Origin of the sequence: Fictibacillus sp. BK138 (assembly GCF_004216955.1) — a bacterium.
Classification (GTDB): Bacteria; Bacillota; Bacilli; order Bacillales; family Fictibacillaceae; genus Fictibacillus.
Map to the genome: position 1 here is coordinate 1,546,993 of NZ_SGXL01000001.1, position 23,933 is coordinate 1,570,925.

A 23,933-nucleotide genomic window follows, 5' to 3' on the forward strand; every position below is an offset into this window, starting at 1 on the left:
TTTCCCGGCTTTTTTTAATTATAGGAAAAAATAGCCAATAAACGGGGAAGATTATATAATAGAAAATGCTGAATTTAATATTACACGTTACAGGAAGCAAAAAGCCCTGATGAGAGAATCTTCTCTTTCAGATGAGTGCTGGGCGGATCACAAACAATTTCAATCGGATCATCTGGATAGATGGAAAGAGCAATAATGCCTAAGAAACTCTTTCCATCAGCTGTGCGGTCTCCTTTTTTTAGATAAATAGATTCTTGAAAACTGCCTGTAAGCTCTACAAGTTTTGCGGCACGGTCTGCAAAAATGGGTGCTGTTGCTTTTACAATCACAATATAACCTCCTTTGCCATCACACATATGTATGGATATGTGCAGAAGAAGGAAAAATGCTTACTAAATTAGATTTCTCATGGAGGAAATATGAAAATCACAAAAAAGTGGCTGTTCATCATGATCAGTTTGGCTATTTTAATCTTATTAATCGTATGGCTGCAAAAAAATTATAAAGGATTTAGTCCTGAAGAATTTAGAAATTGGATCATGCAATGGGGGTTGCTGGCACCGTTTCTTTTTATACTGCTCTATACATTGAGGCCGTTTGTATTATTTCCATCGTCTATATTTGCAATAACAAGCGGTCTTTCTTTTGGTTTCTACTGGGGTTGTTTGTATACGTATCTCGGCTCGCTTGGAGGTGGGCTAATCACTTATTATGCTGTTAACCGGTTAGGCCGATTTAAGAAAAGTAAGCAATGGAAAAATGAAAGGTATAATAAAATACGCAGCAATATTGAGAGAGAAGGGTTTCGATATGTACTGCTGCTGAGGCTTCTTCCTGTATTAAATTATGATCTTGTAAGCTATCTAACGTCGATTACGAAAGTGAAATTTAAAGATTACGCGATTGCAACAGCAATCGGTATAATTCCCGGAACGATAGCTTATACCTATCTGGGAACTTCAATGACATCTCAAAGCAAGGAAGTCATCTGGATCGGAACAACCTTGCTTTTTGTTATTGTAGGATTACCTCTTATATTCAAAAAGAAGATGAAGGCAAGGATTGGATTATAAAAAAATCTAACGGATTAAAAAGCTGTATCTTTTGTAATGACATTCATAGCTGATTCAGCATCTGCTCCTTCAACGATATACAGAAAAGAATCGCCTTCTTTTAAAGTAAGGAAAAACGATACGAGCTGGGAAAGTCCTGATGCGTGAACGGTATGGCCGTTTTTGGACAAAAAAAGCTGACTGTTGATAGATTTAGCAGATTGCATAATTTCAAGAGCTTTATTTACGGTATATTTAGCTGTAACTTTAACTTTTTTTGAACATATCTGTTTCATTTTTATAGCCTCCTGAGGTTGTGAATTGCTGATATATTTCCCATTAATTTTAAAAGTGAAACATGGCCTTTAGTCCCAAGTTTACCTCTGGCAATAAAAATTACAGCAATTCGGCTCATATAAAAAGAGTACCGCTCCTCGCTGAGGTCGGTACTCTTTTAAAATTAACCAATATTTTTTGCTTTTTCGCGTTTTGCTTGTCTTCTAAAGAATAGTTCGTACAGCACTGGGACAATAATTAATGTTAGCAGAGTGGAAGTAGTGAGTCCTCCGATAACCACAATTGCAAGTCCTTTTGAGATTAATGTTCCAGAAGAAGTAGTCAATGCGAGCGGTATAAGGGCCGCAATTGTAGCAAAGGCTGTCATTAAGATCGGTCTTAGACGAGTTTTTCCTGCTTCAAGAAGTGCTTCACGCACTGGCATGCCCTTGATTTCTCTGTTCTGTCCGATACGGTCAACCAGTACGATGGCATTCGTTGTTACGATACCGATAAGCATCAATATTCCAATCATGGCACTCACTGATAGTGGTTCATTGATTAAGAATAATCCACCGATTGCTCCGATGGGAACAAATAATAGAGAAGAAAGAATAATAAACGGTATACGTGCACGGCCAAATGTAATCAGCATTGTTAAGTATACGAGACCAATCGCAACAAGCATTGCCAGACCGAGGTCTTTAAACGTATCCATTGTTTCTTCACTTCCGCCGCCGCCTTCTGTTGAAACAGAAGATGGCAGATCAACATTATCTTCTACACCTTTTATTACTTCTTGTGTAACTTTTTGAACATTATCACCTTTTACTTGTGCAGAGACTTGTGCATAGACTTTGCCATCAAGCTTCTGGATGGCTGTTACCGTTTCTTTTTCAGAGACCTCTGCAACATCAGAAATCTTTACAGGTCCTGATGATCCAAAGACAGTGAGATCTTTAATTTCATCAAGAGATCTTACAGCCTCATCATATTCAACTCTTACATTCTTTTCGTCGCCATCAAGAGTCATTTCCCCGACTTCAACTGGCTTTGTAACATCAGAGACAGCACCAAGAACAGCGAATCCTGAGACACCTTTTTCAGCTGCTTTTTTAGTATCGATATCAACAGCCCATTGCTTTTGTGTATCTTTAAAATTGTTTGACACATATTTGATGGAATCAAGGGTATTCATATATTCTTCAACTTGAGCTGCTGCTTGTTGAAGATCATCTAAATCATTTGAATAAAGATCAATGTTAACTTCATTGTTAGAAGGAGGTCCTCCGCTAGACACCTCTTGTACGCTAAGAACTGTTCCTTTAGCTTTTTCGTCTGTAATTTCTTTTATTCCGGATTCTAATTCTTTAAGTTCTTTTTCAACGTTTGTTTCTTTTTCAAGATTAATAAAATAGTTTGCTACGTTCTGACGTTTAAGACCGGTTTGGAAATCACGAGAACCGATTCCTGCAGTAACATCTTTAATCGTATCGCGTCCGGCTAAATATTCTTCTACTTCCAGGGAAATTTCATTCGTTTTAGAAACATTCGTACTCGCTGGAAGTTCAACATTGACTGTTAATGTTTTCTGCTCTTCGTTTGGAAGGAATACCATTCCAAGTTTTGTAGCAAGGAAGAATGATCCTCCAAGAAGAATAAAGGACGTTAACAGAACGATAATTTTATGATTCAGTGATGCTTTAATCAGTTTTTCGTATCCACGCTGCATAGGACCGTCATTTTTTTCAGGCTTAACCTTTTTAAATGCATATTTTGCAAGAATAGGGACGATTGTAACAGCTACGATCAGTGACGCCAATAAAGCAAAAACAACGGTTAATGCAAATGGAAGAAAGAATTCTCCCGTTACACCGCCAACAAGACCAAGCGGTAAGAAAACTACTACTGTTGTAATGGTTGAAGACACGATCGCCTTTAAAATCTCCCGTGTAGAATCAATGATTAATTCATCACGGTCAAATGCACCATCAGTTTTCCTGATTCGTCTGAATATATTTTCGATAACTACGATACTATCATCTACTACACGGCCGACAGCTACGGCCATTCCCCCGAGAGTCATAATGTTAAGCGTAATATCAAGACGGTCTAAGAAAATTGCCGATACTAACAATGAGAGCGGAATAGATATAATCGCAATAATTGTTGCACGAAAGTTTCTTAAGAAGATGAGTACAGCAAGTGAAGCGAAAATGGCACCGTAAAGACCTTCTTTAACGAGCGTATTTACAGAATCTTTAATGCCTTCTGCCTGTCCGAAACCAATTGCATAATTTAATTTATCATCATATTTTTCCTTGTTAAGAACTTCAATAACCTTTTCTGCTACTTCAACCGTATTTGCATCTTGTTTTTTAGTAACAGCCATAGAAAGAGAAGATTTTTGATTGTACCGTGTAATTTCATTTACATCTTCTGTTTCTTTAATTTCAGCTATGTCTCCAAGTTTCAGAGACGATCCAGGTGCCTGGGCTTGTGCAGGAGCTCCTTGACCTCCGGCAGCAGGGGGGGCTCCGCCTTCTTCAGGACCTTCTGTTTTGCCTTGGCTTCCTGATGGAGCTGCAGCAGCGCCTGATATCGTAATTTGTTTTAATTCTGCGATCGTATCAACCGTTTCTTCTACACGAACAGGAACAGTAATAGAATCATCTGTGACGGTTCCAGCTGGGAATGAGAGATCACGGCCTTTAATGGCATCTTTAACAGCATTAAGTGAAACACCAGCTTGTTTTGCTTTCTCACGATCCAGTGTAATGGATACGAATGTTTCTTTTACACCGCCGACAGATACGTTATTTACACCCTGAATCTTTTTCAGTTCAGGTACGAGTTCGCTGTCAACAAAGGCTTGAATATCCTCGCTTTCCTTTTCAGGGAACAAAGAGATGTTATAGATCGGAATAGTACCAAAAGAAAAGCGGCTCACATCTGGCTCAACAGAGTCTGGCAGATCAGCTTCTGAAATAATGGATTTTACTTGATCTTCTACTTCATCCATGTTTGCGGAAAAAGGAAAATCCATACTAATGATCGAAACACTCTCTAGTGAAGAGCTTTTTACAGACTTTACATCTTCAACTTGTTTTAATTGCGTTTCAAGCTTATCGGTAACTTGCTTATTTACATCCTCTGGTGAAGCTCCAGGGTATACCGTCTGAATGGTTAGCTGGGGAAACTCAACATTTGGAAGTAAATCCACTTTTAAATTTGTGAAAGAAAAAACACCGCTCACAATCAATAAAAAAGAAAAGATGAATATTGCTACCGGGTTTTTCAAACTAAATTTTGTTAGCCAGTTCATAGGTTCCTCTCCCACATTTAGAATTAATATGTGTATTTTCACATATGTTTAACTATAATATAATAAAAGTATCAGTTTTATATCAAGTATATTGAATAAATAATTTGTGAAAAGTATGTTACAATTCAATTCAGTATAGTGAGAAAGAAGGGTAACAAATGGCGTTAAGGTATGCGCTGTTAGGTTTATTAGCAAAAAATGAAGCAACAGGTTATGAGCTTACACAGCAATTTAAAGAAACAGTTATCCATTTTTGGACAGCCCACCATACCCAGATCTACCGTGAACTTCTTAAGATGGAAGAAGAACGGCTGGCAGAATCCAAAGTTATTCAACAAACTGATTATCCAGATAAAAAAATATATAAAATAACTGACAAAGGATTTGAACAGCTGCTCGAATGGATGCTGAACAAACCTGTAAACGTTCCTAAACTGAAGGACGATCTGCTCTTAAGAGTTTCCATGTTTCATTTTATTCCGGTCGAACAAGCGATAGCTTTTCTGGAAAAAAGCAAAGAGCACCATCAGATGGGACTCAGGATGACGAAAGAATGGCAAGATGAACATTTTCCAAATGGTACTTTTAAAGAAGACGAACTTGGAGAATATTTAACGAGTGAATTTGGAATTCGTTATATGGAGAGCTGGCTGTCCTGGTGCGAGTGGGCGATAGACGTTTTAAGAAAGAAAGGTGAGTTTTAATTTTATGGAAGTCGTGTTTACTGATTCAGCGCTGGAAAGACTACAAAACAGAATGCAAGGCAATAAGGGATTCTTAAAACTGAAGCATGATACAGAAGGATGTGGATGTGTCGTGAGCGGTGTTGCTGCACTATGGCTGATCGATAAAGCTGAGGATAATGATACGAGAATCATGACCAACGGGCCGGACCTATATTTAGATTACAACACGGAGGTCTTCTTTGATGAAAAGATGACGATCGATGCACCGGCAGGCAATCATTTTTCCTTGAAAAGTCCAAGCGAGATCTTAAATCCTGGGATGAAATATTATAATAAAACAATGCAAAACACGGGCAGCTATTAAGCCCGTGTTTTATTTGTTTTCTTAGTGAAACATTGTAGTTCTTGTAAGTGGTTGATCTCCGTTCCAGGATGCTCGCTTTCCGGGGGGCGTGCGGTGAGCCTCCTCGCGCTTTGCGCCATTAGGAGTCTCACCTGTCCCGCTTCTAGGAAGTTATTCTTGCTCCTGCGTCTACAAGCAAATGCTACCGAATGTGAGCTTCCTCGTCGCATGCCTAGCAAGAAGCTTCTCATATGGCAGGCACGCACCTTGGACTCCAATCAACCTGTCAATGGAGCAAAAGAAAAATCTTCTCAAGCACTCAAGCAACAATCTTTGGGAAAGAGCCTCGAGTAAATATGGACGCGTTTGAAAGTGGTTGATTTCCGCTCAAGATACACGATTTCCGCGGGGTGGGCGGTCAACCTCCTCGAAAATGAATTAAATAACTCTAAAGCAACAAACTTATTAGAGAATAGTCTTTATTTAATTATCCCTGAAGAACATTATTCATAAGACCGAATTGCTTGCTTGATACTGGTTTTGAAAGAAGCGGTGAGATAAACGCAGATGCTTCTAAGAGTTTATCAAGCTGTATGCCTGTAGAGATTCCCATTTGGGACAGCATGTAGACTACATCTTCAGAGGCAACGTTTCCTGAAGCGCCAGGTGCAAAAGGGCATCCTCCAAGTCCTCCGGCAGATGTGTCAAAACGGTCGATCCCAGCTTGCATACTCGCAAAAATGTTTGCAAGTGCCATTCCCCGCGTGTCATGAAAATGTCCGGTTAGAAGTGTAGTAGAGCGAAGGTGATGTTTTAATAATGTAAACAGTTCAAAACATTCAATAGGGTTTGCCATTCCAATCGTATCTGCCACACTGAGTTCATCAACACCCATCTCCTCAAAGTCCTGGCAAACCTTTAAAACAGCATGCTCATCTATTTTTCCTTCGAATGGACAATAGAAGCTGGTAGAGATACAAGCTCTTACAAAATATCCTTTTCGTTTCAGGTCCTCGATCTGCGGTCTTAACTCGTTCATACTTTCTTCTGTTGTCTTATTGATATTCTTTTTGTTAAATGAATCACTTACTCCTACAAAGACAGCAATGTGTTTCACTCCGGCTTCAACTGCTAAATCGATCCCTTTTTTATTCGGTGCCAGAACAAAGTTGCGCAGGTCATCCATGCAATGTTCAATAACCGTGCCAGCATCCTGCATCTGAGGGACCCACTTCGGTGAAACGAAAGAGGTGAGCTCCATCTCTTGAAAACCAGCTGTCTTTAATAGGGAAATGAATTGGATTTTATCCTTTGCGGTTATAAAGTTTTTCTCGTTCTGAAGTCCGTCGCGTGGGCCAACTTCGATCAGAGTGACTCTCTCGGGTAATTCCATAGTTTTAAAAACTCCTCCTTGAAACCGTTTTCTTTTTCTTATTTTAACTGCAAAAAATCACAGGTTGCAATACTTTTGAATTGTTATGGTATGATATAAAGGAATTTTCAGAAATTTTTACGTTTTAAAGAGGAGGAGACTACAAATGGTTTCAAGAGAGAGAGAAGCTGTCATTGTAAGCGCTGTCAGAACACCGATTGGAAGCTTCATGGGTAGTTTAAAATCGGTAGCAGCGACAGAATTAGGAGCAATTGCAATCAAAGACTCTTTAAAAAAAGCAGGTATCCCGCATGATGCTGTTGATGAAGTCATTATGGGAAATGTTCTCCAAGCCGGATTGGGACAGAATCCTGCACGTCAAGCAGCGATTAAAGCAGGACTTCCGATCGGTGTGTCAAGCATGACAATCAACAAAGTATGCGGCTCTGGATTAAAAGCACTCCATCTTGCTTGCCAGGCAATTTGGCTGGATGAAGCAGATGTAATTGTCTGCGGCGGTATGGAAAATATGAGTCAGGCTCCATATTTACTGAACGGAGCTAGAGATGGTCTGCGTATGGGCAATGCCCCTATGGTTGACTCCATGATTCATGACGGCCTATGGTGCGCATTTGGTGATTATCATATGGGTATTACAGCTGAAAACTTATGTGAAACGCATTCGCTTTCTCGTGAGGAACTGGATGAATTTGCAGCTGAAAGCCAAAGAAAGTGTGCTGAAGCTCAGGAACAAGGGAAGTTCAATGATGAAATTACAGCAGTGGAGATTCCTCAAAGAAAAGGAGATCCATTGGTCATAGATAAGGATGAATATCCGAAAGCAGGGTCTACGAGTGAAAAGCTTGCGAAACTGAGACCTGCCTTCAAAAAAGATGGAATGGTTACAGCAGGGAATGCTTCAGGCATTAATGATGGCGCCGCTGCGCTTGTTGTAATGAGCAGAAAAAAGGCAGAAGAACTTGGATTAAAACCACTTGCTGTCGTAAAAGCGAATGCAAGTGCTGGGGTAGCTCCAGAAGTAATGGGCATAGGGCCTGTTGAAGCAGTGCAAAAAGTGCTGAAGAAAACGAACATGAACATGGATGAAATTGATCTTGTCGAGGCGAACGAAGCTTTTGCGAGTCAGTCACTTGCTGTTGGTAAAGATCTTGGTTTTGATAAAGAGAAATTAAACGTAAATGGCGGTGCGATTGCCCTTGGACATCCGATTGGAGCGAGTGGTGCAAGAATAGTTGTTACTTTGCTTCATGAGATGAAGAGAAGAAAATCGAAAAGTGGTTTAGCGACGCTTTGTATCGGTGGTGGCCAGGGAGTAGCCTCTATCTTTGAAAACGAAGAAAATTAATGTTTTAGAAGAAAAGAGATCCGGCACTTGTAAGACATTAAAAAAGGAGAGATAGGTCATGAAACCAATATTGAATTCAGCTCTAGAAGCTGTAGCGGACATTAAGGATGGATCAACTCTTTTAGTAGGCGGTTTTGGATTAGTAGGCATCCCCGAAAATTTAATTCTTGCTTTAGTTGAAAAAGGAACAAAAGACCTTACAGTGATCTCAAACAACTGCGGAGTAGATGACTGGGGATTAGGTCTGCTGCTTAAAAATAAACAGATTAAGAAAATGGTAGGATCATATGTTGGGGAAAATAAAGAGTTTGAAAGACAAGTGTTATCGGGTGAAATAGAAGTAGAACTTATTCCGCAGGGAACGCTTGCTGAAAGGATTCGTGCAGGCGGTGCTGGAATTCCAGCATTCTATACACCCGCTGGAGTTGGGACACCGATCGCAGAAGGAAAAGAGACACGTACGTTTAACGGAAAAGAATACTTGCTTGAAGAAGGAATTATTGCAGATTTTAGCTTGATTCGTGCCGCAAAAGGAGACAAAGCAGGAAATCTGATATATAACAAAACAGCTCGCAACTTCAACCCGATGATCGCTGCTGCAGGAAAAGTAACGATTGCAGAGGTAGAAGAGCTTGTTGAAATCGGTGATCTTCATCCGGATTACATACATACACCTGGTGTGTACGTACAAAAGTTAATCGTAGGAACTCAAGAAAAGCGCATTGAACGCTTAACAGTAAAACAAGGCTAAGAGGAGGGGGAACCGTAATGAATATCAGAGAAAGAATCGCGAAACGCGCAGAAAAAGAGATTGAATCAGGTTTTTATGTGAACTTAGGAATCGGGATGCCGACGATGGTAGCTAACTTCATCTCGGATAATAAAGAGGTTGTGCTTCAATCGGAGAACGGGCTCCTCGGCATCGGACCGTATCCACTTGAAAGCGAAGTTGATCCTGATCTGATCAATGCTGGTAAAGAGACAGTAACGGCTATTAAAGGTGCATCCTATTTTGACAGCTCTGAATCATTTGCCATGATCCGCGGCGGCCATATTGACATTGCTATCTTAGGCGGAATGGAAGTTTCAGAGAATGGTGACCTAGCCAACTGGATGATTCCGGGAAAGATGATCAAAGGAATGGGCGGGGCGATGGACCTTGTTCATGGCGCGAAAAAAATCATCGTAATTATGGAACATGTAAACAAAGCAGGAGAAAGCAAAATCTTAAAGAGCTGCCAGCTCCCTTTGACAGGAAAAGGAGTAGTTGAAAGAATCATTACTGACAGAGCTGTAATGGATGTATCCGAAAATGGTCTGGTTTTAAAAGAGGTTGCAGAAGGATACTCCGTTGATGATGTTTTAAGTTCAACAGAAGCTAAACTTACAGTCTCAGATGATATTAAACTAAACGCGTATTAATAGGAGGGTGTATAATGTTCCAAGTATTGACCCGTGCTTCAAATAAATTGATGCAGCGGTACTTGCCCGACCCTTTTATATTCGTTATTTTACTGACAGGAGTTGTATTTTTACTCGGACTGGCCATTACCGGTCAGTCCCCGGTAAAAATGGTTTCTTTCTGGGGAGACGGTTTTTGGAAGCTTCTCGAATTCTCCATGCAGATGGTGCTTATTTTAGTTACTGGATATGTACTGGCGAGTTCTCCATTCTTTAAAAGGATGTTAAGAAAACTAGCTTCAATCGCACGTACACCAGGTCAGGCCATTATCAGCGTTACGCTTGTAGCACTATTAGCGAGTTGGATCAATTGGGGATTCGGCTTAGTAATTGGAGCTATTTTTTCGAAAGAGCTTGCTCGGCAGGTGAAAAACACTGATTACCGTCTGCTTATCGCTAGTGCATACAGTGGATTCGTTATATGGCATGCCGGATTATCAGGTTCGATCCCGCTTACGATTGCTACTCCAGGACACTTTATGGAAGAATCGATGGGTATCATTTCGACAAGTGAAACGTTATTTGCACCTTTTAATCTGTTTATAGTTGGTGCGTTGCTTATTGTTTTACCAATTACAAACAGGTTGATGATGAGTAAAGAACAGGCTTATCAGATCGACCCCTCCTTGCTGGATGACAGCGTGGAAGCTGCAACGTTAGCTGACGCGGATACACCCGCTGAAAAGCTTGAAAACAGCATGTCGCTTTCAATGATCATCGGAATTTTAGGCATTGCTTATATGGTTTATTTCTTTGCAACAAACGGCTTCAACTTAAATATCAATTTTGTGAATTTCCTCTTCTTATTTTTAGGTATTCTTCTTCATAAAACACCAAGAAACTATATTAATAGTGTTGCAGAAGCGGTTAAAGGGGCTAGCGGAATAATCATACAGTTTCCTTTTTACGCAGGTATCATGGGGATGATGGTTGGCTCAGGACTTGTTACTGAGATGTCGGAATGGTTCGTAGCCATTTCAAACGAATACACACTGCCTTTATTTACTTTTTTAAGTGCTGGTATCGTTAATATTTTTGTTCCTTCTGGCGGAGGACAGTGGGCTGTTCAGGCACATGTAGTCCTTGATGCGGCAGATGCACTTGGTGTATCTCAAGCCAAGACAGCTATGGCTGTGGCATGGGGAGATGCTTGGACGAACTTGATCCAGCCATTCTGGGCGCTTCCTGCACTTGCGATTGCAGGCTTAAAAGCAAAGGATATTATGGGATTCTGCTTAATAGCTCTTTTTGTAAGCGGAATCATCATTTGTGCAGGGTTCTTAATCTTTTAAAAGAGGTGCAGAATTGATATGACTATCTATTTAATCGATGGTGCTAGAACGGCATTCGGTTCTTTTGGCAAATCTTTAACAGATATATCTCCAACACAACTAGGAGAAACAACGGCAGTTGAAGCGATGAAGCGTGCCAATGTAACTCCTTCGGATGTTACGGATGTGGTATACGGAAATGTTATTCACTCTAGTAAGAATGCAGCATATGTGGCGCGTCATACAGCGCTGAAGGCAGGTGTACCTGCAAGTGTTCCCGCAATGCTGGTCAACCGGCTATGCGGATCTGGGCTGCAAGCTGTTGTCTCTGCTATGCAGAATCTTCGAGATCAGGCAGGGGGCATAGCTTTATGCGGTGGAATCGAAAACATGTCCCAGTCTCCTCATGCTTCATTTACTCACCGGTTCCACAATCAAAAGTTTGGTGCAATCTCTTTTGAAGATATGCTCCTTCAAACACTAAGTGATGAGTATATAGGTTGCGGGATGGGGATTACTGCAGAAAATCTAGCAAATCAGTATAACATCTCAAGAGAAGAACAAGATGAATATGCAAGTCATAGTCATCAAAAAGCTGCAGAGGCACGTGAAAGTGGCCGGTTTAAAGATGAAATCGCGCCGGTAACCTTAAAGAATGGTGAACTGTTTAATGAGGATGAAGGAATTAAACCACAAACATCATCTTCAAAGCTCGGGCAGCTGCGTCCTTCTTTTCAAAAAGATGGAACAGTGACCGCAGGAAACTCTTCATCTATTAATGATGGTGCTGTTTCTTTAATACTCGCCCATGAGAAAGATGTACTTGAAAAGAAATTAAAACCCCTGGCAGAGATTGTTTCATGGGCTGTTACGGGTGTAGATCCTAACATCATGGGAATCGGTCCTGTTCCAGCGATGCGGTTAGCTTTGGATCGAGCTGGTCTGTCTATGGGTGATATTGGACTGTTTGAAATCAATGAGGCATTCAGCTCCCAGTACTTAGCTGTAGAAAAAGAACTGAAGCTTGACCGTAGCCGTACGAATGTAAATGGTGGAGCTATTGCTTTAGGTCATCCCGTTGGAGCAAGCGGTGCGAGACTTTTGCTATCACTTGCATACGAAATGAAGAAGCGGAATGAAACTTATGGCGTAGCGAGTCTTTGTATCGGCGGGGGCCAGGGGATTGCAATGATTTTGAAATTGTCGAAATAGAAAAAAAGGATGACTCCAGATTTTTGGAGTCATCCTTTTTTGCATAAGCTTATGTTTTTTGTACCCGATGTGTTTCATAAAGCTCAGCCGGAAACAAAGCCTCAAGGTCTTTTCTTTCACTTTCTGTGAGCTCTGGGGAATTAAAGGTATTGATATTTTCTAGGAGCTGTTCAGTCGAACTCGCTCCAGCTACAGCGGTTGCTACAACTGAGTGACTCAGAATAAATTTTAATGCTGTTTGAGTAAGTTTTTCGTCTTGAGGGATGAGCATCTTAACTTTCTCTAACTTTTTCTGGATATCGGATCCGGCATGAGATAGAAACTTGTCTCCGCTATTCTTCTTAAACGCTTTCTCGCTTAGCCACCCTTTTGCGACAGGTCCCCTTGCTGCAACACTGATTCCTTTAGTTTTTAAGTAAGGGAATAGTTCTTCAGGTCTTCTGTCAAGCAGACTGTACTGCATCATCACACTTTGGATGTTAGAATGCTCAGCATAATACGAAATCGTATTCGGACGGATGGATGATATGCCATAATAACGAATCAATCCCTCAGATACCAGTTCTTCAAAAGCTTCAATCGTTTCGTCCATCGGATCTTCAATCGTTCCGCCATGCAACTGATAAAGATCGATATAATCTGTTTGCAAACGACGGAGACTTTCTTTCAGAGCAGACTTTATGTACTTTTTAGATGGATTCCAATTCCAGCTATCTTTTGATTCATTCCACTCATTACCGCCTTTAGTTGCTAAGATTATATCTTGTCTAACATCTTTTAAAAGCTTTCCTATGAATTCTTCATTCCAGCCAAAATTATATAAGTCAGCCGTGTCGAAATAATTGATGCCATGATCAAGGGCTGTCTTTACAATGTTCTCGTTTTCCTTCCCTAGGTCGGGAGAAAGGGACATACAGCCAAGTCCAAGTTCACTTGCATAAAGGTCAGATGTACCTATTCTTCTTTTGTTGATCACCTTTTTCACCTCCAATGGTATTTTACCGGAATTTTTGTTTATTAAACGTATCACATAAATACACAAAAATAAAAACTTCCCGATTTCTGGGAAGCTACTTTTTAGGCGCGGTTGCATCAATCCAGTCCTGAACAAGTTCGTGCTGGCGCATATAATTTCTTAAAATATATTTGATCTGCCATGCTTTACCTACTAGAGTAATTCCTTTTGGCTGCAAATAGATCTTCACGATTAGCCCCCCTTTTACTTGCTAGTAATGGAAGTATTCCAAAGTATGATAGACTTTATGTAGCGAAAGAAATAAATAGACCATTGGAGTGTGAAAAATGGAAAATTTGACAGAGAAAACGATAAGTAAAGAACAGATATATAGTGGAAAGATTATAGATTTATATGTGGAAGAAGTGGAATTGCCTAACAAAAAGATCGGAAAACGTGAGATTGTTAAGCACCCAGGTGCAGTAGCAATATTAGCTGTAACAGATGAAGGGAAAATCCTCATGGTGGAACAATTTCGCAAAGCTCTAGAGAAGACCATCATTGAGATTCCGGCTGGCAAACTAGAAAAGGGAGAAGATCCGTTGGAATGTGCAAAACGAGAACTGCTTGAAGAGACAGGATACAGCTGTGAAAGAATGGAGTCTATGGGTTCTTTTTATACTTCACCAGGTTTTGCTGATGAGCTGATTCATTTATTTTTCACAGACTCCCTAATAAAAAAAGGTGCACAGATGACAGACGAGGATGAATTTTTAAATGTAATGGAAGTAAGCGTTGATGAAGCGAGACAAATGGTGCGAGACGAAAGAATTCATGATGCAAAAACTGCCTATGGTGTCATGTATATGGAGCTTGCTCGTGCAGAAAGCAGATAAACTTCGTCCATTTTTTGCCGATATGCATATCCATATCGGTGCATCACGAACAGGAAGACCAGTAAAGATAACAGGTTCTCGCACCTTAACACTTTCGAATATTTTATATGAAGCAAAATATAAAAAAGGTATGGATATCATCGGGATCATAGATTGTCATGCACCAGAAGTTTTAGATGAACTAAAAGAGATGAAGGAAAACGGGCAGTTGAATGAACAAAAAGACGGTGGCTTAGACGTGAATGGACTCACTCTCATTCCCGGTACTGAAATTGAATTAAATGATGAAAACTGTCAAGGTCCCCTCCATGTCTTGGTCTATATGCCTGATTTGAACAAAATGGAATCATTGAGCTCCTGGCTGGGTAGTCGGATGAAAAATATTAATTTGAGTTCACAGCGAATGTACGGGAGTGCAAAAGAGCTGCAAAATGTAGTTCATCAATTAGAAGGATTATTTATCCCGGCTCATATTTTTACTCCATTTAAAAGCTTGTATGGAAAAGGGGTTAAATCTTCAATCTATGAAGTTCTTGAACCGAATTTAATAGATGCTGTAGAGCTGGGACTAAGCTCAAACACAGAAATGGCATCTTTGCTAGATGAACTATCGTCTTATCCGTTTTTATCAAACTCAGATGCTCATTCTTTAGAAAAAATTGCCCGCGAGTATCAGATGATTAATCTAGCAGTACCGACCTTCAAGGAATTTAAAATGGCATTAGAAGGAAAAGAAGAAAGGGGGATCATTGCTAACTACGGGTTGAATCCTTACCTTGGAAAGTACTATAACTCCGTATGTGAAAAATGTTTGGATGCTTTCGATTATAAGAATATAAATACTTGCGTGAAATGCGGCAGTAGCAGGTTCATTAAAGGAGTTCATGACAGAATACAAGAGCTGAAAGGCAATTCAAAACAAATTTCGATAAACCGCCCGCCATATATACATCAAATTCCATTGGAGTTCATACCAGGTCTTGGTCCGAAAACGCTTCATAAATTACGTGAAGCATTCGGTACAGATATGGATATCATTCATGCTGCCCCAGTTGAGAAGATGGAAAAAATCGTAAAACCTTCACTTGCAGCTCACATCCTTTCTGCGCGTTCTGGAGAACTTTCCATCCAGAGGGGCGGAGGGGGAACATACGGAAAGATAGTAACAAGTAAACCTATTAATTAATAAAAAAGAGACATACCTCTTCTGCTGATTCATAGAATAGAAATAAGAGTTTTGGTAGAGGAGGCAGGCAACATGGATAATCTTCGTTACTATATGCATCAGCACTTGCAGGAAAATAAAACGCTGTACGCTTTTGTTGGCGTTTTATTTTTAATGGGAGTAATATTTGGAGCAATCATCGTTAATTCCTTAAGCCTTAATCAAAAGCAAGATCTTTATACGTATTTATCCCGTTTTTTCATCCAAGCTTCTGAAGGTGGATTTACTAGTAGATCGGATATGTTCTTTCAGAGTTTTGGACATTATTTAAAGTACATGGGGCTTATGTGGCTGTTAGGCTTATCTGTTATCGGCCTTCCTGTCATTCTGATCATGCTATTTTTAAAAGGCGTAGTGATCGGGTTCACTGTGGGATTCCTTGTTAATCAGATGGGCTGGTATGGTTTTTTACTATCATTTGTATCGGTGCTGCCGCAAAATGTACTTTTAATCCCTGCGTTTATTATCGTTTCAGTAGCTGCGATTTCTTTTTCGATTAAAATGATCCGCCAGCTCGCTTTCAAGAGACACCATGTTCCTTTTTTGCCGCAATTGCTTCGTTATTCCCTGCTTGTAGCAGGAGTCGGCATCATGGTATTTTTAGCCTCCACTCTAGAAGCATTTTTCACGCCTGCCCTAATGGAACAAGTCATAAAGTGGTCAATACAATAGATAATAATAATTGTTTTTTGATAATAAGTTTAAATCGTTATTTAAAATGACTTTAAATTGACAACTTTTTTTTCCATGCTTATAATTATGTTGTGTATACATAAGGAGGAAACGGGTATGGAAAGCAGAATCGACCGTATCAAAAAACAGCTGCATTCTCAAAGTTATAAGCTGACTCCACAGCGTGAGGCGACCGTGAGAGTCCTCCTCGAAAATGAAGAAGATCATTTAAGTGCGGAAGATGTGTATTTACTTGTCAAAGAAAAAGCGCCAGAAATTGGTCTTGCGACAGTCTATCGTACACTGGAACTTTTAACAGAACTTAAAGTAGTAGATAAAATAAACTTTGGTGACGGTGTTTCCCGTTATGATCTTAGAACAGAAGGGGCCGATCACTTTCATCACCATTTGGTGTGTATTGAGTGTGGAGCTGTTGATGAAATACAAGAAGACCTTCTTGGCGATGTGGAAAAAGTTGTTGAAGAAGGCTGGAATTTTAAAATTAAAGATCACAGACTGACATTTCATGGAATTTGTCACAGATGTCACTCGGACGATGATAACAAAGATGAAGGAAGCGGAGAGTAGCGCTTCCTTTTTTATCATTATTCCTTACTTTTTCTAAGGAAAGAAATATTTACAAAAGTTTAGGAATCAGGTAACGTATGAGGTGTAGTTTTAACTTTTACGTATAATATGGGAGCATGTGGGCATAACCTGTACTATTAGAGGACAGGGGTGGACACGATGGTTTCCTGGATAAAGATCGTTTGGAATACGGCGAAAGTTTTTGTGGCTTTTTCTTTATGCACGCTGGTTTTCTATTTTGGTTTGCTCTGGATTAACCAGGAGTATGAAAATTATCATAAATATGACGAACCTAAAGGGAAAGCGGTTAAAGTTTTCAATTTAAGTACGGACAAAGATTCGAATATAATAAAGCGGCTTTTTTATTTCTATCAGACGGGTGAATAAGGAGGGGTATGGTGAACGATCATGTTCAGGATTTTCTTCAATATATCATTGTTGAACGAGCCCTCTCAAAAAATACGATAGACTCTTACAGAAGAGACTTGACTCAATATGTACTTTTTTTAGAAAAAGTAGAATCAATAGAAACAATTGATCAGATTGAACGCAATAATATAATAGGTTATCTTTTATTTTTAAAGGAAAATGGTAAGGCTTCCACAACACTAGCACGTAACATTGCATCGATACGTTCATTCCATCAGTTTTTGTTCAGAGAGAAGGTTTCGCTTCAAGATCCTTCTGTACATATTGAGACGCCAAAAACAGAAAGAAAACTCCCAAAAGTGCTGTCTCCCCAAGAAGTTGAGGCTTTGCTTGAGACGCCAGCTTCGAACGACCCTTTCTCGCAAAGAGATAAAGCCATGCTTGAGCTTCTATACGCTACAGGTATTCGGGTATCTGAATTAGTTCAATTAAACATTAGTGATATCCACCTTAATATGGGGTTCATACGCTGTATGGGTAAAGGAAGCAAGGAGAGAATAATACCGCTCGGAAAAATGGCTCAATCAGCGATAGAACGGTATGTTAACAACGGACGATCGGAAATGTTAAAAGGCAAGAAAACAGAAGCGCTGTTTTTGAACCATCATGGTAATCGCTTATCTAGACAAGGCTTTTGGAAAATATTGAAACAGTTAGCGAAAAAGGCTAGAATAGAAAAGGATTTGACTCCTCACACTCTTCGTCATTCTTTCGCAACACATCTGTTAGAGAATGGCGCAGATTTGCGTGCAGTACAAGAAATGCTTGGACATGCTGACATTTCAACAACCCAGATTTATACACATGTCACGAAAACTAGATTAAAAGATGTTTACTCCGCCTTTCATCCGAGGGCGTGAGCATCTTTTTTGTTTTTAGTTGTCAGACTTCTGACATCATAATGAATTTGTTTGCTGCACGCTTTAAAAGGAAATAGTATATAAAATGTAGGCAAGAATTTTCAGGAGGAAAGTATGGAACAATCACGTTTTAAACGCACATTTTTAATCGTAATGGATTCTGTCGGTATCGGTGAAGCACCAGATGCTGAAAAGTTTGGTGATAAAGGTGCTCATACACTTGGTCATATTGCAGAACATATGAATGGACTGAAGGTACCGAACCTAGAAAAGTTGGGTCTTGGAAATATTGATTCAACAATGAAAGGTATTGAAAAAGCGGAAAACCCGCTTGCACATTTTGCAAAACTTCCTGAATTATCAAACGGAAAAGATACTATGACAGGACACTGGGAGATCATGGGTCTTCACATTCAAGAACCATTTCAAACGTTTCCTGAAGGATTCCCTGACGAGTTAATAGACCAGCTGACTGAAAAGTGGGGAAGAGGCATTCTTGGAAATAAAGCTGCTTCAGGAACGGAGATTATTTCTGAACTTGGAGAAGAACATATGAACACTGGGAAACTCATCGTATATACATCGGCTGATTCTGTCTTGCAGATTGCAGCTCACGAAGATATTGTTCCGATCGATGAGTTATATGAAATCTGTGAAACAGCGAGAGAAATGACACGCGAAGGAAAGTATATGCTAGGACGTATCATCGCTCGTCCATTTACAGGAAAACCAGGTGCTTTTGAAAGAACGGCAAATCGCCATGATTATGCATTAAAACCTTTTGGCAGAACCGTAATGAACGAACTTCAAGAAAGTGGGTTTGACAGCATCGCCCTAGGTAAGATCTCTGACATCTTTGATGGTGAAGGTGTAACAAAAGCAATACGTACGAAATCAAATATGGATGGGATGGACAAACTGGTTCAATCAATGGAAGAAGATTTCAAAGGTCTTAATTTCTTGAACCTGGTAGATTTTGACGCCCTGTATGGCCACAGAAGAGATCCAAAGGGATACGGTGAAGCGCTCCAGGAGTTTGATCTTCGACTGCCTGAAGTACTGAATAAATTGAAAGATGATGATCTGCTCATTATTACAGCTGATCATGGAAACGATCCCGTTCATCATGGGACTGATCATACGCGTGAATTTGTGCCTTTGTTGGTCTATCACAATAGGATTGGAAAAGGAAAAGAACTAAACACAGGAAATACATTTGCGGATATAGGTGCGACAATCGCAGAAAATTATAATGTAAAAAAACCTGAGATCGGAAAGAGCTTTTTAAGCCAGCTTTAAGGGGGATATAACATGTCAACTAAATTACAAACATCAGCAGAATTTATTCAATCTAAATTAGATTCTTCACCTAAAATCGGACTGATCCTTGGATCGGGTTTAGGGATTTTAGCTGAAGAAATCAATAACCCTGTTGTAATTCCTTATTCAGAGATTCCTGAGTTCCCTGTTTCAACAGTTGAAGGACATGCAGGTCAGCTTGTGATTGGTGAACTTGCTGGAAAACAAGTTGTAGCCATGCAGGGTCGCTTTCATTATTATGAAGGCTATTCTATGGAAAAAGTTACGTTTCCTGTACGTGTAATGAAACTGATCGGTGTAGAAACAATCGTAGTTACGAATGCTGCGGGCGGAGTGAACAAAGACTTCGAAGCTGGTGACCTTATGCTGATTACTGATCATATCAACAACATGGGAGATAATCCTCTAATAGGTGCAAACGATAATTCGTTTGGTGTTCGTTTTCCAGATATGAGTGAAGCATACACGATTTCATTGCAGGACGTTGCTAGGAAAGTATCAAATGAACTTGGTATCAATTTAAAAGAAGGAGTTTACGCAGGTAATACAGGTCCTTCATATGAAACACCGGCTGAAGTGAGAATGCTTCGTGTTCTGGGAGCAGATGCAGTCGGAATGTCTACCGTTCCTGAAGTAATCATCGCTCGCCATGCAGGAATGAAGGTACTTGGAATCTCTTGTATCTCGAACATGGCAGCTGGGATTTTAGATCAGCCGCTTACTCACGACGAAGTAATGGAAACAACAGAGATGGTAAAAGCTAATTTCCTTTCATTAGTTAAAGGAATTGTAAAAGATATTTAAGTCATCAAACTAAACAGATTAAATACAATTGGTAAAACGATTCGCATCAGATGTTATCGTAATAAGAAAGTGGTGTTTTTTATATGAGAATGGTTGATTTAATACAAAAAAAACGTGATGGAAAAGAACTGACGAAAGCAGAGATCGATCATATTATTCAAAACTATACGAAAGGCGAGATTCCTGATTATCAAATGTCAGCTTTCGCGATGGCTGTATATTTTAATGATATGACAACTGAAGAACGTGCTAACTTCACGATGGCTATGGTGGAATCTGGGGATCAGATCGACCTTTCTGCAATTGAAGGCATTAAAGTAGATAAGCACTCAACTGGCGGTGTTGGCGATACTACAACACTTGTACTCGCTCCATTAGTCGCAGCTCTCGGTGTACCGGTTGCAAAGATGTCAGGTCGCGGGTTAGGTCATACTGGAGGAACAATCGATAAGCTGGAAGCTGTTCCTGGGTTTCACGTAGAGATCGACAATGAACAGTTTATTGAACTAGTAAATAAAAACAAACTGGCTGTTATCGGTCAAAGCGGAAATTTAACACCAGCTGATAAAAAGCTGTACGGTTTGCGAGATGTTACAGCAACAGTAAATTCAATTCCGCTTATTGCAAGCTCAATCATGAGTAAAAAGATTGCTGCAGGTGCAGATGCGATCGTACTTGATGTTAAAACAGGTGCGGGCGCGTTCATGAAAACTCCTGAAGACGCGGAAGAACTGGCAAATGCAATGGTTAAGATCGGAAACGCTGTTGGCAGAAATACAATGGCGGTTATTTCGGACATGAGTCAGCCGCTTGGACTTGCAATCGGTAATGCACTTGAAATCAAAGAAGCGATTGATACGCTAAACGGCAAAGGACCTAAAGACCTGGAAGAGCTTTGCTTAACATTAGGGTCTCATATGGTCTACTTGGCTAAAAAAGCAAACTCACTCGAAGAAGCAAGAGAAATGTTAAAAGACGCGATCTCTTCTGGAAAAGCGCTCGAAACATTGAAAGTTTTCTTGAAAGCTCAAGGAGGAGATGATTCAGTTGTTGATAATCCTGAAAATCTTCCTCAAGCTGCACATACATTTGAGTTAACAGCAGATGAAGAAGGTTATGTGTCTGAGATCATTGCAGATGAAATTGGAACTGCAGCGATGATCTTAGGTGCTGGAAGAGCAACGAAAGAATCGGTAATCGATCTGGCAGTAGGTTTAATGCTGAACAAAAAAGTTGGAGATCAGGTATCTAAAGGTGATTCTCTTGTAACCATCTACAGCAACACTGAAAATGTTGAAGATGTTAAAAATAGAATCCGCAGCGCTTATACAATTTCGAAAACCGCTGTTGATGCACCACCGTTAATTTATAAAGAAATAAAGCAATAATCATAGAAAAATGAGGCTGACTCAATGGAAAAACCCATGAGTTCACGCCTCTTTTTTTGTTTAATCTAAAATACATAAACAGATCTTAAGTGTGTTCTTGAGGAGTACATAATTAAGCCATTTTGTCTTCACCATGAAGTCTTTAAATATCTTTAAAACCACCATCCGGTAGAATCGCACGTTATTTTATATATATAACTTTCGAAAAAATGATAGATTATAGACCGAATATAATTACTTCATACATATAAACACGCTCGAAAATTAAACTTTTCTTATCCATTACAGATGGCAAATACGGTATAAAGTGAAAAATTATGGAAAAAATAAAGCTATATGAATGGAGGGAAAAGTATGAAAGCCTTGATTTCGGGTTTATTGAGTTTGTGTTTACTAGCGTCATTTTCCGTTCCAAAAGCGGAAGCTGCAGAAAAAGAAAAAGTAAAACTAGCTGAAAAAAGTCATTCTGCTATATTAATGGAACAAGACAGCGGAACTGTATTATATGAAAAGAACAGCCACGAGAAGCTTCCGCCAGCGAGTATGACTAAGATCATGACGTTAATATTAGTCATGGAAGCGATTGATAAAGGCAAGATCAGCTGGAACGATAAAATTCGTGTAAGTGAGTATGCTGCAAGCATGGGCGGATCGCAAATATTCCTGGAACCTGGAGAAGAAATGCGAGTAGAGGATATGGTTAAAGGAATTGCAATTGGAAGTGCCAACGATGCTTCGGTAGCAATGGCGGAGCATATCGGGGGATCTGCGGATTCATTTGTAGGTCTGATGAACGAAAAAGCAAAAAAGTTAGGATTAAAAGATACTTTCTTTAAGAATGCTACAGGTCTTCCGGCAGCTGGTCATTATACATCTGCACATGATATGGCGATTATGGGGAAAGAGCTTCTTAAACATGAAGAGGTAACAAAATTTACTGGACTATATGAAGATTATTTACGTGAAGACACTGACAAGAAGTTCTGGCTAGTAAACACAAACCGCCTTGTTAAGTTCTATCCTGGTGTCGATGGATTAAAAACAGGTTTTACGAATGAAGCGAAATATTGTTTAACCGCTACGGCGAATAAAAATGGAATGAGAGTTATAGCTGTTGTTATGGGAGCTCCGACACCTAAAGAAAGAAACGCACAGGTTACGTCGATGCTTGATTATGCTTTTACTCAATTCTCAACAAAAAAGTTATTCGATCGTCATGAAATCGTGAAAGAAGTAAAAGTACAAAAAGCGGACAAACCTAAACTACCAGTAGTGACTTCAGAGAATATATCTCTTTTATTGAAAAAAGGAGAAACTGCCAAAAAGATAAAAACAGAGGTCACTGTTGATAAAGATTTGAAAATGCCTGTTAAAAAGGGCCAGCAGATAGGTTCTTTAAAGATATGGAACGGAAAAGACCTCATTACAGAAAGTCCTGTATTGGCTTCAGAAACAATAAAGAAAGCTTCCTGGTGGAAATTATTTAAACGTACAGCAGGACAAATGTCAAAATCATTATAAATCATCGTAATTCTTGACATTTATAGGCGAATTCCCACTAGTTTTGTCATCAGTGAAGGAATTCGTCTATTTTTATAGAAAATCACGTTATCCAAAAAAGAAGGAGAGGATAGCGTGGGATTAGCTGTCAATCTGGAACTTAAACACACCGTTTTGTGTATCCGTTTAGACGGAGAACTTGATCACCATACAACAGATTTGCTCAGATCACAAGTGGAAGATTACTTGAAAAAGCATACCGTAAACCACATTGTTCTTAATTTAGAAGGATTAAGTTTTATGGATAGCTCTGGTCTTGGTGTCATTTTAGGCCGTTATAAACAAATAAAGAATCAGAATGGAGAAATGGTGGTATGCGCTATTTCGCCTGCTGTGAAAAGACTTTTTGAAATGTCAGGCTTATTTAAAATAATCAGGCTTGAAGAAGATGAAGAGCTTGCGCTGCAGGCTTTGGGGGTGGCTTAATATGAGAAATGAAATGAAGATTCAGTTTTCAGCATTAAGTCAGAACGAATCCTTTGCACGGGTGACTGTTGCTGCATTCATAGCACAGATAGATCCTACGGTGGACGAATTAACTGAAATAAAAACTGTGGTATCTGAGGCCGTTACAAATGCCATCATTCATGGCTATGAAAATAAAGCAACTGGCATGGTTTATATCGAAGCAGCAATAGAAGAGGATACGATCCACCTGACGATTCGTGACGAAGGTTTAGGGATACCAGATCTGGATCAGGCGAGACAGCCCTTATATACTTCTAAGCCAGAGCTGGAGCGATCAGGAATGGGCTTTACCATCATGGAAAATTTTATGGACGAAGTTGAAGTCATCTCAGAACCGTCGTACGGAACTACGATTCATTTGACAAAATACTTAACCAAAAATAAAGCTATGTGTAATTAAGGGA

The 23,933-nt window shown here is 39.7% G+C and carries 26 protein-coding genes; 20 read left to right on the plus strand and 6 right to left on the minus strand.

Annotated elements, in window-relative coordinates; all coding sequences use genetic code 11:
* Positions 1-80: 80 nt before the first annotated feature.
* A complete protein-coding gene (locus EV282_RS07620; RefSeq protein ID WP_165389393.1) occupies positions 81-329 on the minus strand; it encodes an HPr family phosphocarrier protein in 249 nt (82 codons plus the stop codon).
* Positions 330-419: 90 nt separating this feature from the next.
* Here EV282_RS07620 and EV282_RS07625 point away from each other — a divergent pair, with 90 nt between their 5' ends.
* Positions 420-1,073 (plus strand): TVP38/TMEM64 family protein, encoded by a 654-nt coding sequence (locus tag EV282_RS07625; protein WP_130295110.1) that lies wholly within the window; start codon positions 420-422, stop codon positions 1,071-1,073.
* A 14-nt stretch (positions 1,074-1,087) separates the two neighbouring features.
* On the opposite strand, the gene EV282_RS07635 is transcribed toward EV282_RS07625, so the two are convergent.
* Together EV282_RS07635 and EV282_RS07640 are read right to left on the minus strand one after the other, a co-directional pair.
* Complete coding sequence (locus EV282_RS07635; RefSeq protein ID WP_130295112.1) at positions 1,088-1,348, minus strand: HPr family phosphocarrier protein; 261 nt, start codon at positions 1,346-1,348, stop codon at positions 1,088-1,090.
* Positions 1,349-1,512: 164 nt separating this feature from the next.
* On the minus strand, positions 1,513-4,653 hold the full coding sequence (locus EV282_RS07640; protein ID WP_130295114.1) for an efflux RND transporter permease subunit: 3,141 nt from the start codon (positions 4,651-4,653) through the stop codon (positions 1,513-1,515).
* Positions 4,654-4,811: 158 nt separating this feature from the next.
* On the opposite strand from EV282_RS07640, the gene EV282_RS07645 reads away from it, so the two are divergent.
* Both EV282_RS07645 and EV282_RS07650 read left to right on the plus strand, forming a co-directional pair.
* A complete protein-coding gene (locus tag EV282_RS07645; protein WP_130295116.1) occupies positions 4,812-5,357 on the plus strand; it encodes a PadR family transcriptional regulator in 546 nt (181 codons plus the stop codon).
* A 4-nt stretch (positions 5,358-5,361) separates the two neighbouring features.
* The gene (locus EV282_RS07650; protein WP_130295118.1) at positions 5,362-5,703 is read left to right on the plus strand and encodes an iron-sulfur cluster biosynthesis family protein; all 342 of its coding nucleotides are present in this window, start codon (positions 5,362-5,364) and stop codon (positions 5,701-5,703) included.
* A 466-nt stretch (positions 5,704-6,169) separates the two neighbouring features.
* Here the strand turns inward: EV282_RS07650 and EV282_RS07655 are convergent, their stop codons facing one another.
* Complete coding sequence (locus EV282_RS07655) at positions 6,170-7,075, minus strand: hydroxymethylglutaryl-CoA lyase (protein WP_130295120.1); 906 nt, start codon at positions 7,073-7,075, stop codon at positions 6,170-6,172.
* 145 nt (positions 7,076-7,220) lie between these two features.
* On the opposite strand from EV282_RS07655, the gene EV282_RS07660 reads away from it, so the two are divergent.
* The 5 genes from EV282_RS07660 to EV282_RS07680 are packed head-to-tail and all read left to right on the plus strand — an operon-like array spanning position 7,221 to position 12,364.
* A complete protein-coding gene (locus tag EV282_RS07660) occupies positions 7,221-8,420 on the plus strand; it encodes an acetyl-CoA C-acetyltransferase (protein WP_130295121.1) in 1,200 nt (399 codons plus the stop codon).
* A gap of 58 nt (positions 8,421-8,478) precedes the next feature.
* The gene (locus tag EV282_RS07665) at positions 8,479-9,171 is read left to right on the plus strand and encodes a CoA transferase subunit A (RefSeq protein ID WP_130295123.1); all 693 of its coding nucleotides are present in this window, start codon (positions 8,479-8,481) and stop codon (positions 9,169-9,171) included.
* A gap of 17 nt (positions 9,172-9,188) precedes the next feature.
* On the plus strand, positions 9,189-9,842 hold the full coding sequence (locus EV282_RS07670) for a CoA transferase subunit B (RefSeq protein WP_130295125.1): 654 nt from the start codon (positions 9,189-9,191) through the stop codon (positions 9,840-9,842).
* Between the two features lie 14 nt (positions 9,843-9,856).
* A complete protein-coding gene (locus tag EV282_RS07675) occupies positions 9,857-11,173 on the plus strand; it encodes a short-chain fatty acid transporter (protein ID WP_130295127.1) in 1,317 nt (438 codons plus the stop codon).
* 18 nt (positions 11,174-11,191) lie between these two features.
* Positions 11,192-12,364, plus strand: a complete 1,173-nt coding sequence (locus EV282_RS07680; protein ID WP_130295129.1) for a thiolase family protein — start codon at positions 11,192-11,194, stop codon at positions 12,362-12,364.
* A 49-nt stretch (positions 12,365-12,413) separates the two neighbouring features.
* Here EV282_RS07680 and EV282_RS07685 read toward each other — a convergent pair whose 3' ends face one another.
* Positions 12,414-13,337: an aldo/keto reductase gene (locus EV282_RS07685; protein WP_130296931.1), complete on the minus strand. Its 924-nt coding sequence runs from the start codon at positions 13,335-13,337 to the stop codon at positions 12,414-12,416.
* A gap of 97 nt (positions 13,338-13,434) precedes the next feature.
* Complete coding sequence (gene mciZ / locus EV282_RS07690) at positions 13,435-13,569, minus strand: Z-ring formation inhibitor MciZ (RefSeq protein ID WP_130295131.1); 135 nt, start codon at positions 13,567-13,569, stop codon at positions 13,435-13,437.
* 97 nt (positions 13,570-13,666) lie between these two features.
* On the opposite strand from mciZ, the gene EV282_RS07695 reads away from it, so the two are divergent.
* From EV282_RS07695 to spoIIAB, 12 genes are all read left to right on the plus strand, one after another.
* Entirely contained in the window at positions 13,667-14,215 is a 549-nt protein-coding gene (locus EV282_RS07695) for an NUDIX hydrolase (protein ID WP_130295133.1), read from the plus strand.
* Between the two features lie 22 nt (positions 14,216-14,237).
* Positions 14,238-15,401 carry an endonuclease Q family protein gene (locus EV282_RS07700; protein WP_242611907.1) on the plus strand — a complete coding sequence of 388 codons (1,164 nt, stop codon included), beginning with the start codon at positions 14,238-14,240 and terminating at the stop codon, positions 15,399-15,401.
* Positions 15,402-15,473: 72 nt separating this feature from the next.
* A complete protein-coding gene (spoIIM, locus tag EV282_RS07705; RefSeq protein ID WP_077363898.1) occupies positions 15,474-16,112 on the plus strand; it encodes a stage II sporulation protein M in 639 nt (212 codons plus the stop codon).
* 117 nt (positions 16,113-16,229) lie between these two features.
* A complete protein-coding gene (locus EV282_RS07710) occupies positions 16,230-16,700 on the plus strand; it encodes a Fur family transcriptional regulator (protein WP_130295135.1) in 471 nt (156 codons plus the stop codon).
* Positions 16,701-16,859: 159 nt separating this feature from the next.
* Positions 16,860-17,087, plus strand: coding sequence for a YqzK family protein (locus tag EV282_RS07715; RefSeq protein WP_130295137.1), 228 nt, complete (start codon positions 16,860-16,862; stop codon positions 17,085-17,087).
* 11 nt (positions 17,088-17,098) lie between these two features.
* Positions 17,099-17,989 (plus strand): site-specific tyrosine recombinase XerD, encoded by an 891-nt coding sequence (gene xerD / locus EV282_RS07720; protein ID WP_130295139.1) that lies wholly within the window; start codon positions 17,099-17,101, stop codon positions 17,987-17,989.
* A 114-nt stretch (positions 17,990-18,103) separates the two neighbouring features.
* Complete coding sequence (gene deoB / locus EV282_RS07725) at positions 18,104-19,288, plus strand: phosphopentomutase (protein WP_130295141.1); 1,185 nt, start codon at positions 18,104-18,106, stop codon at positions 19,286-19,288.
* Positions 19,289-19,300: 12 nt separating this feature from the next.
* The gene (locus tag EV282_RS07730; RefSeq protein ID WP_130295143.1) at positions 19,301-20,113 is read left to right on the plus strand and encodes a purine-nucleoside phosphorylase; all 813 of its coding nucleotides are present in this window, start codon (positions 19,301-19,303) and stop codon (positions 20,111-20,113) included.
* Positions 20,114-20,196: 83 nt separating this feature from the next.
* Positions 20,197-21,501: a pyrimidine-nucleoside phosphorylase gene (locus EV282_RS07735; protein ID WP_130295145.1), complete on the plus strand. Its 1,305-nt coding sequence runs from the start codon at positions 20,197-20,199 to the stop codon at positions 21,499-21,501.
* 354 nt (positions 21,502-21,855) lie between these two features.
* On the plus strand, positions 21,856-23,022 hold the full coding sequence (locus EV282_RS07740) for a D-alanyl-D-alanine carboxypeptidase family protein (RefSeq protein WP_130295147.1): 1,167 nt from the start codon (positions 21,856-21,858) through the stop codon (positions 23,020-23,022).
* Positions 23,023-23,136: 114 nt separating this feature from the next.
* Complete coding sequence (gene spoIIAA / locus EV282_RS07745) at positions 23,137-23,487, plus strand: anti-sigma F factor antagonist (RefSeq protein WP_130295149.1); 351 nt, start codon at positions 23,137-23,139, stop codon at positions 23,485-23,487.
* A gap of 1 nt (position 23,488) precedes the next feature.
* Positions 23,489-23,929 (plus strand): anti-sigma F factor, encoded by a 441-nt coding sequence (gene spoIIAB / locus EV282_RS07750; protein WP_130295151.1) that lies wholly within the window; start codon positions 23,489-23,491, stop codon positions 23,927-23,929.
* Positions 23,930-23,933: the final 4 nt, after the last annotated feature.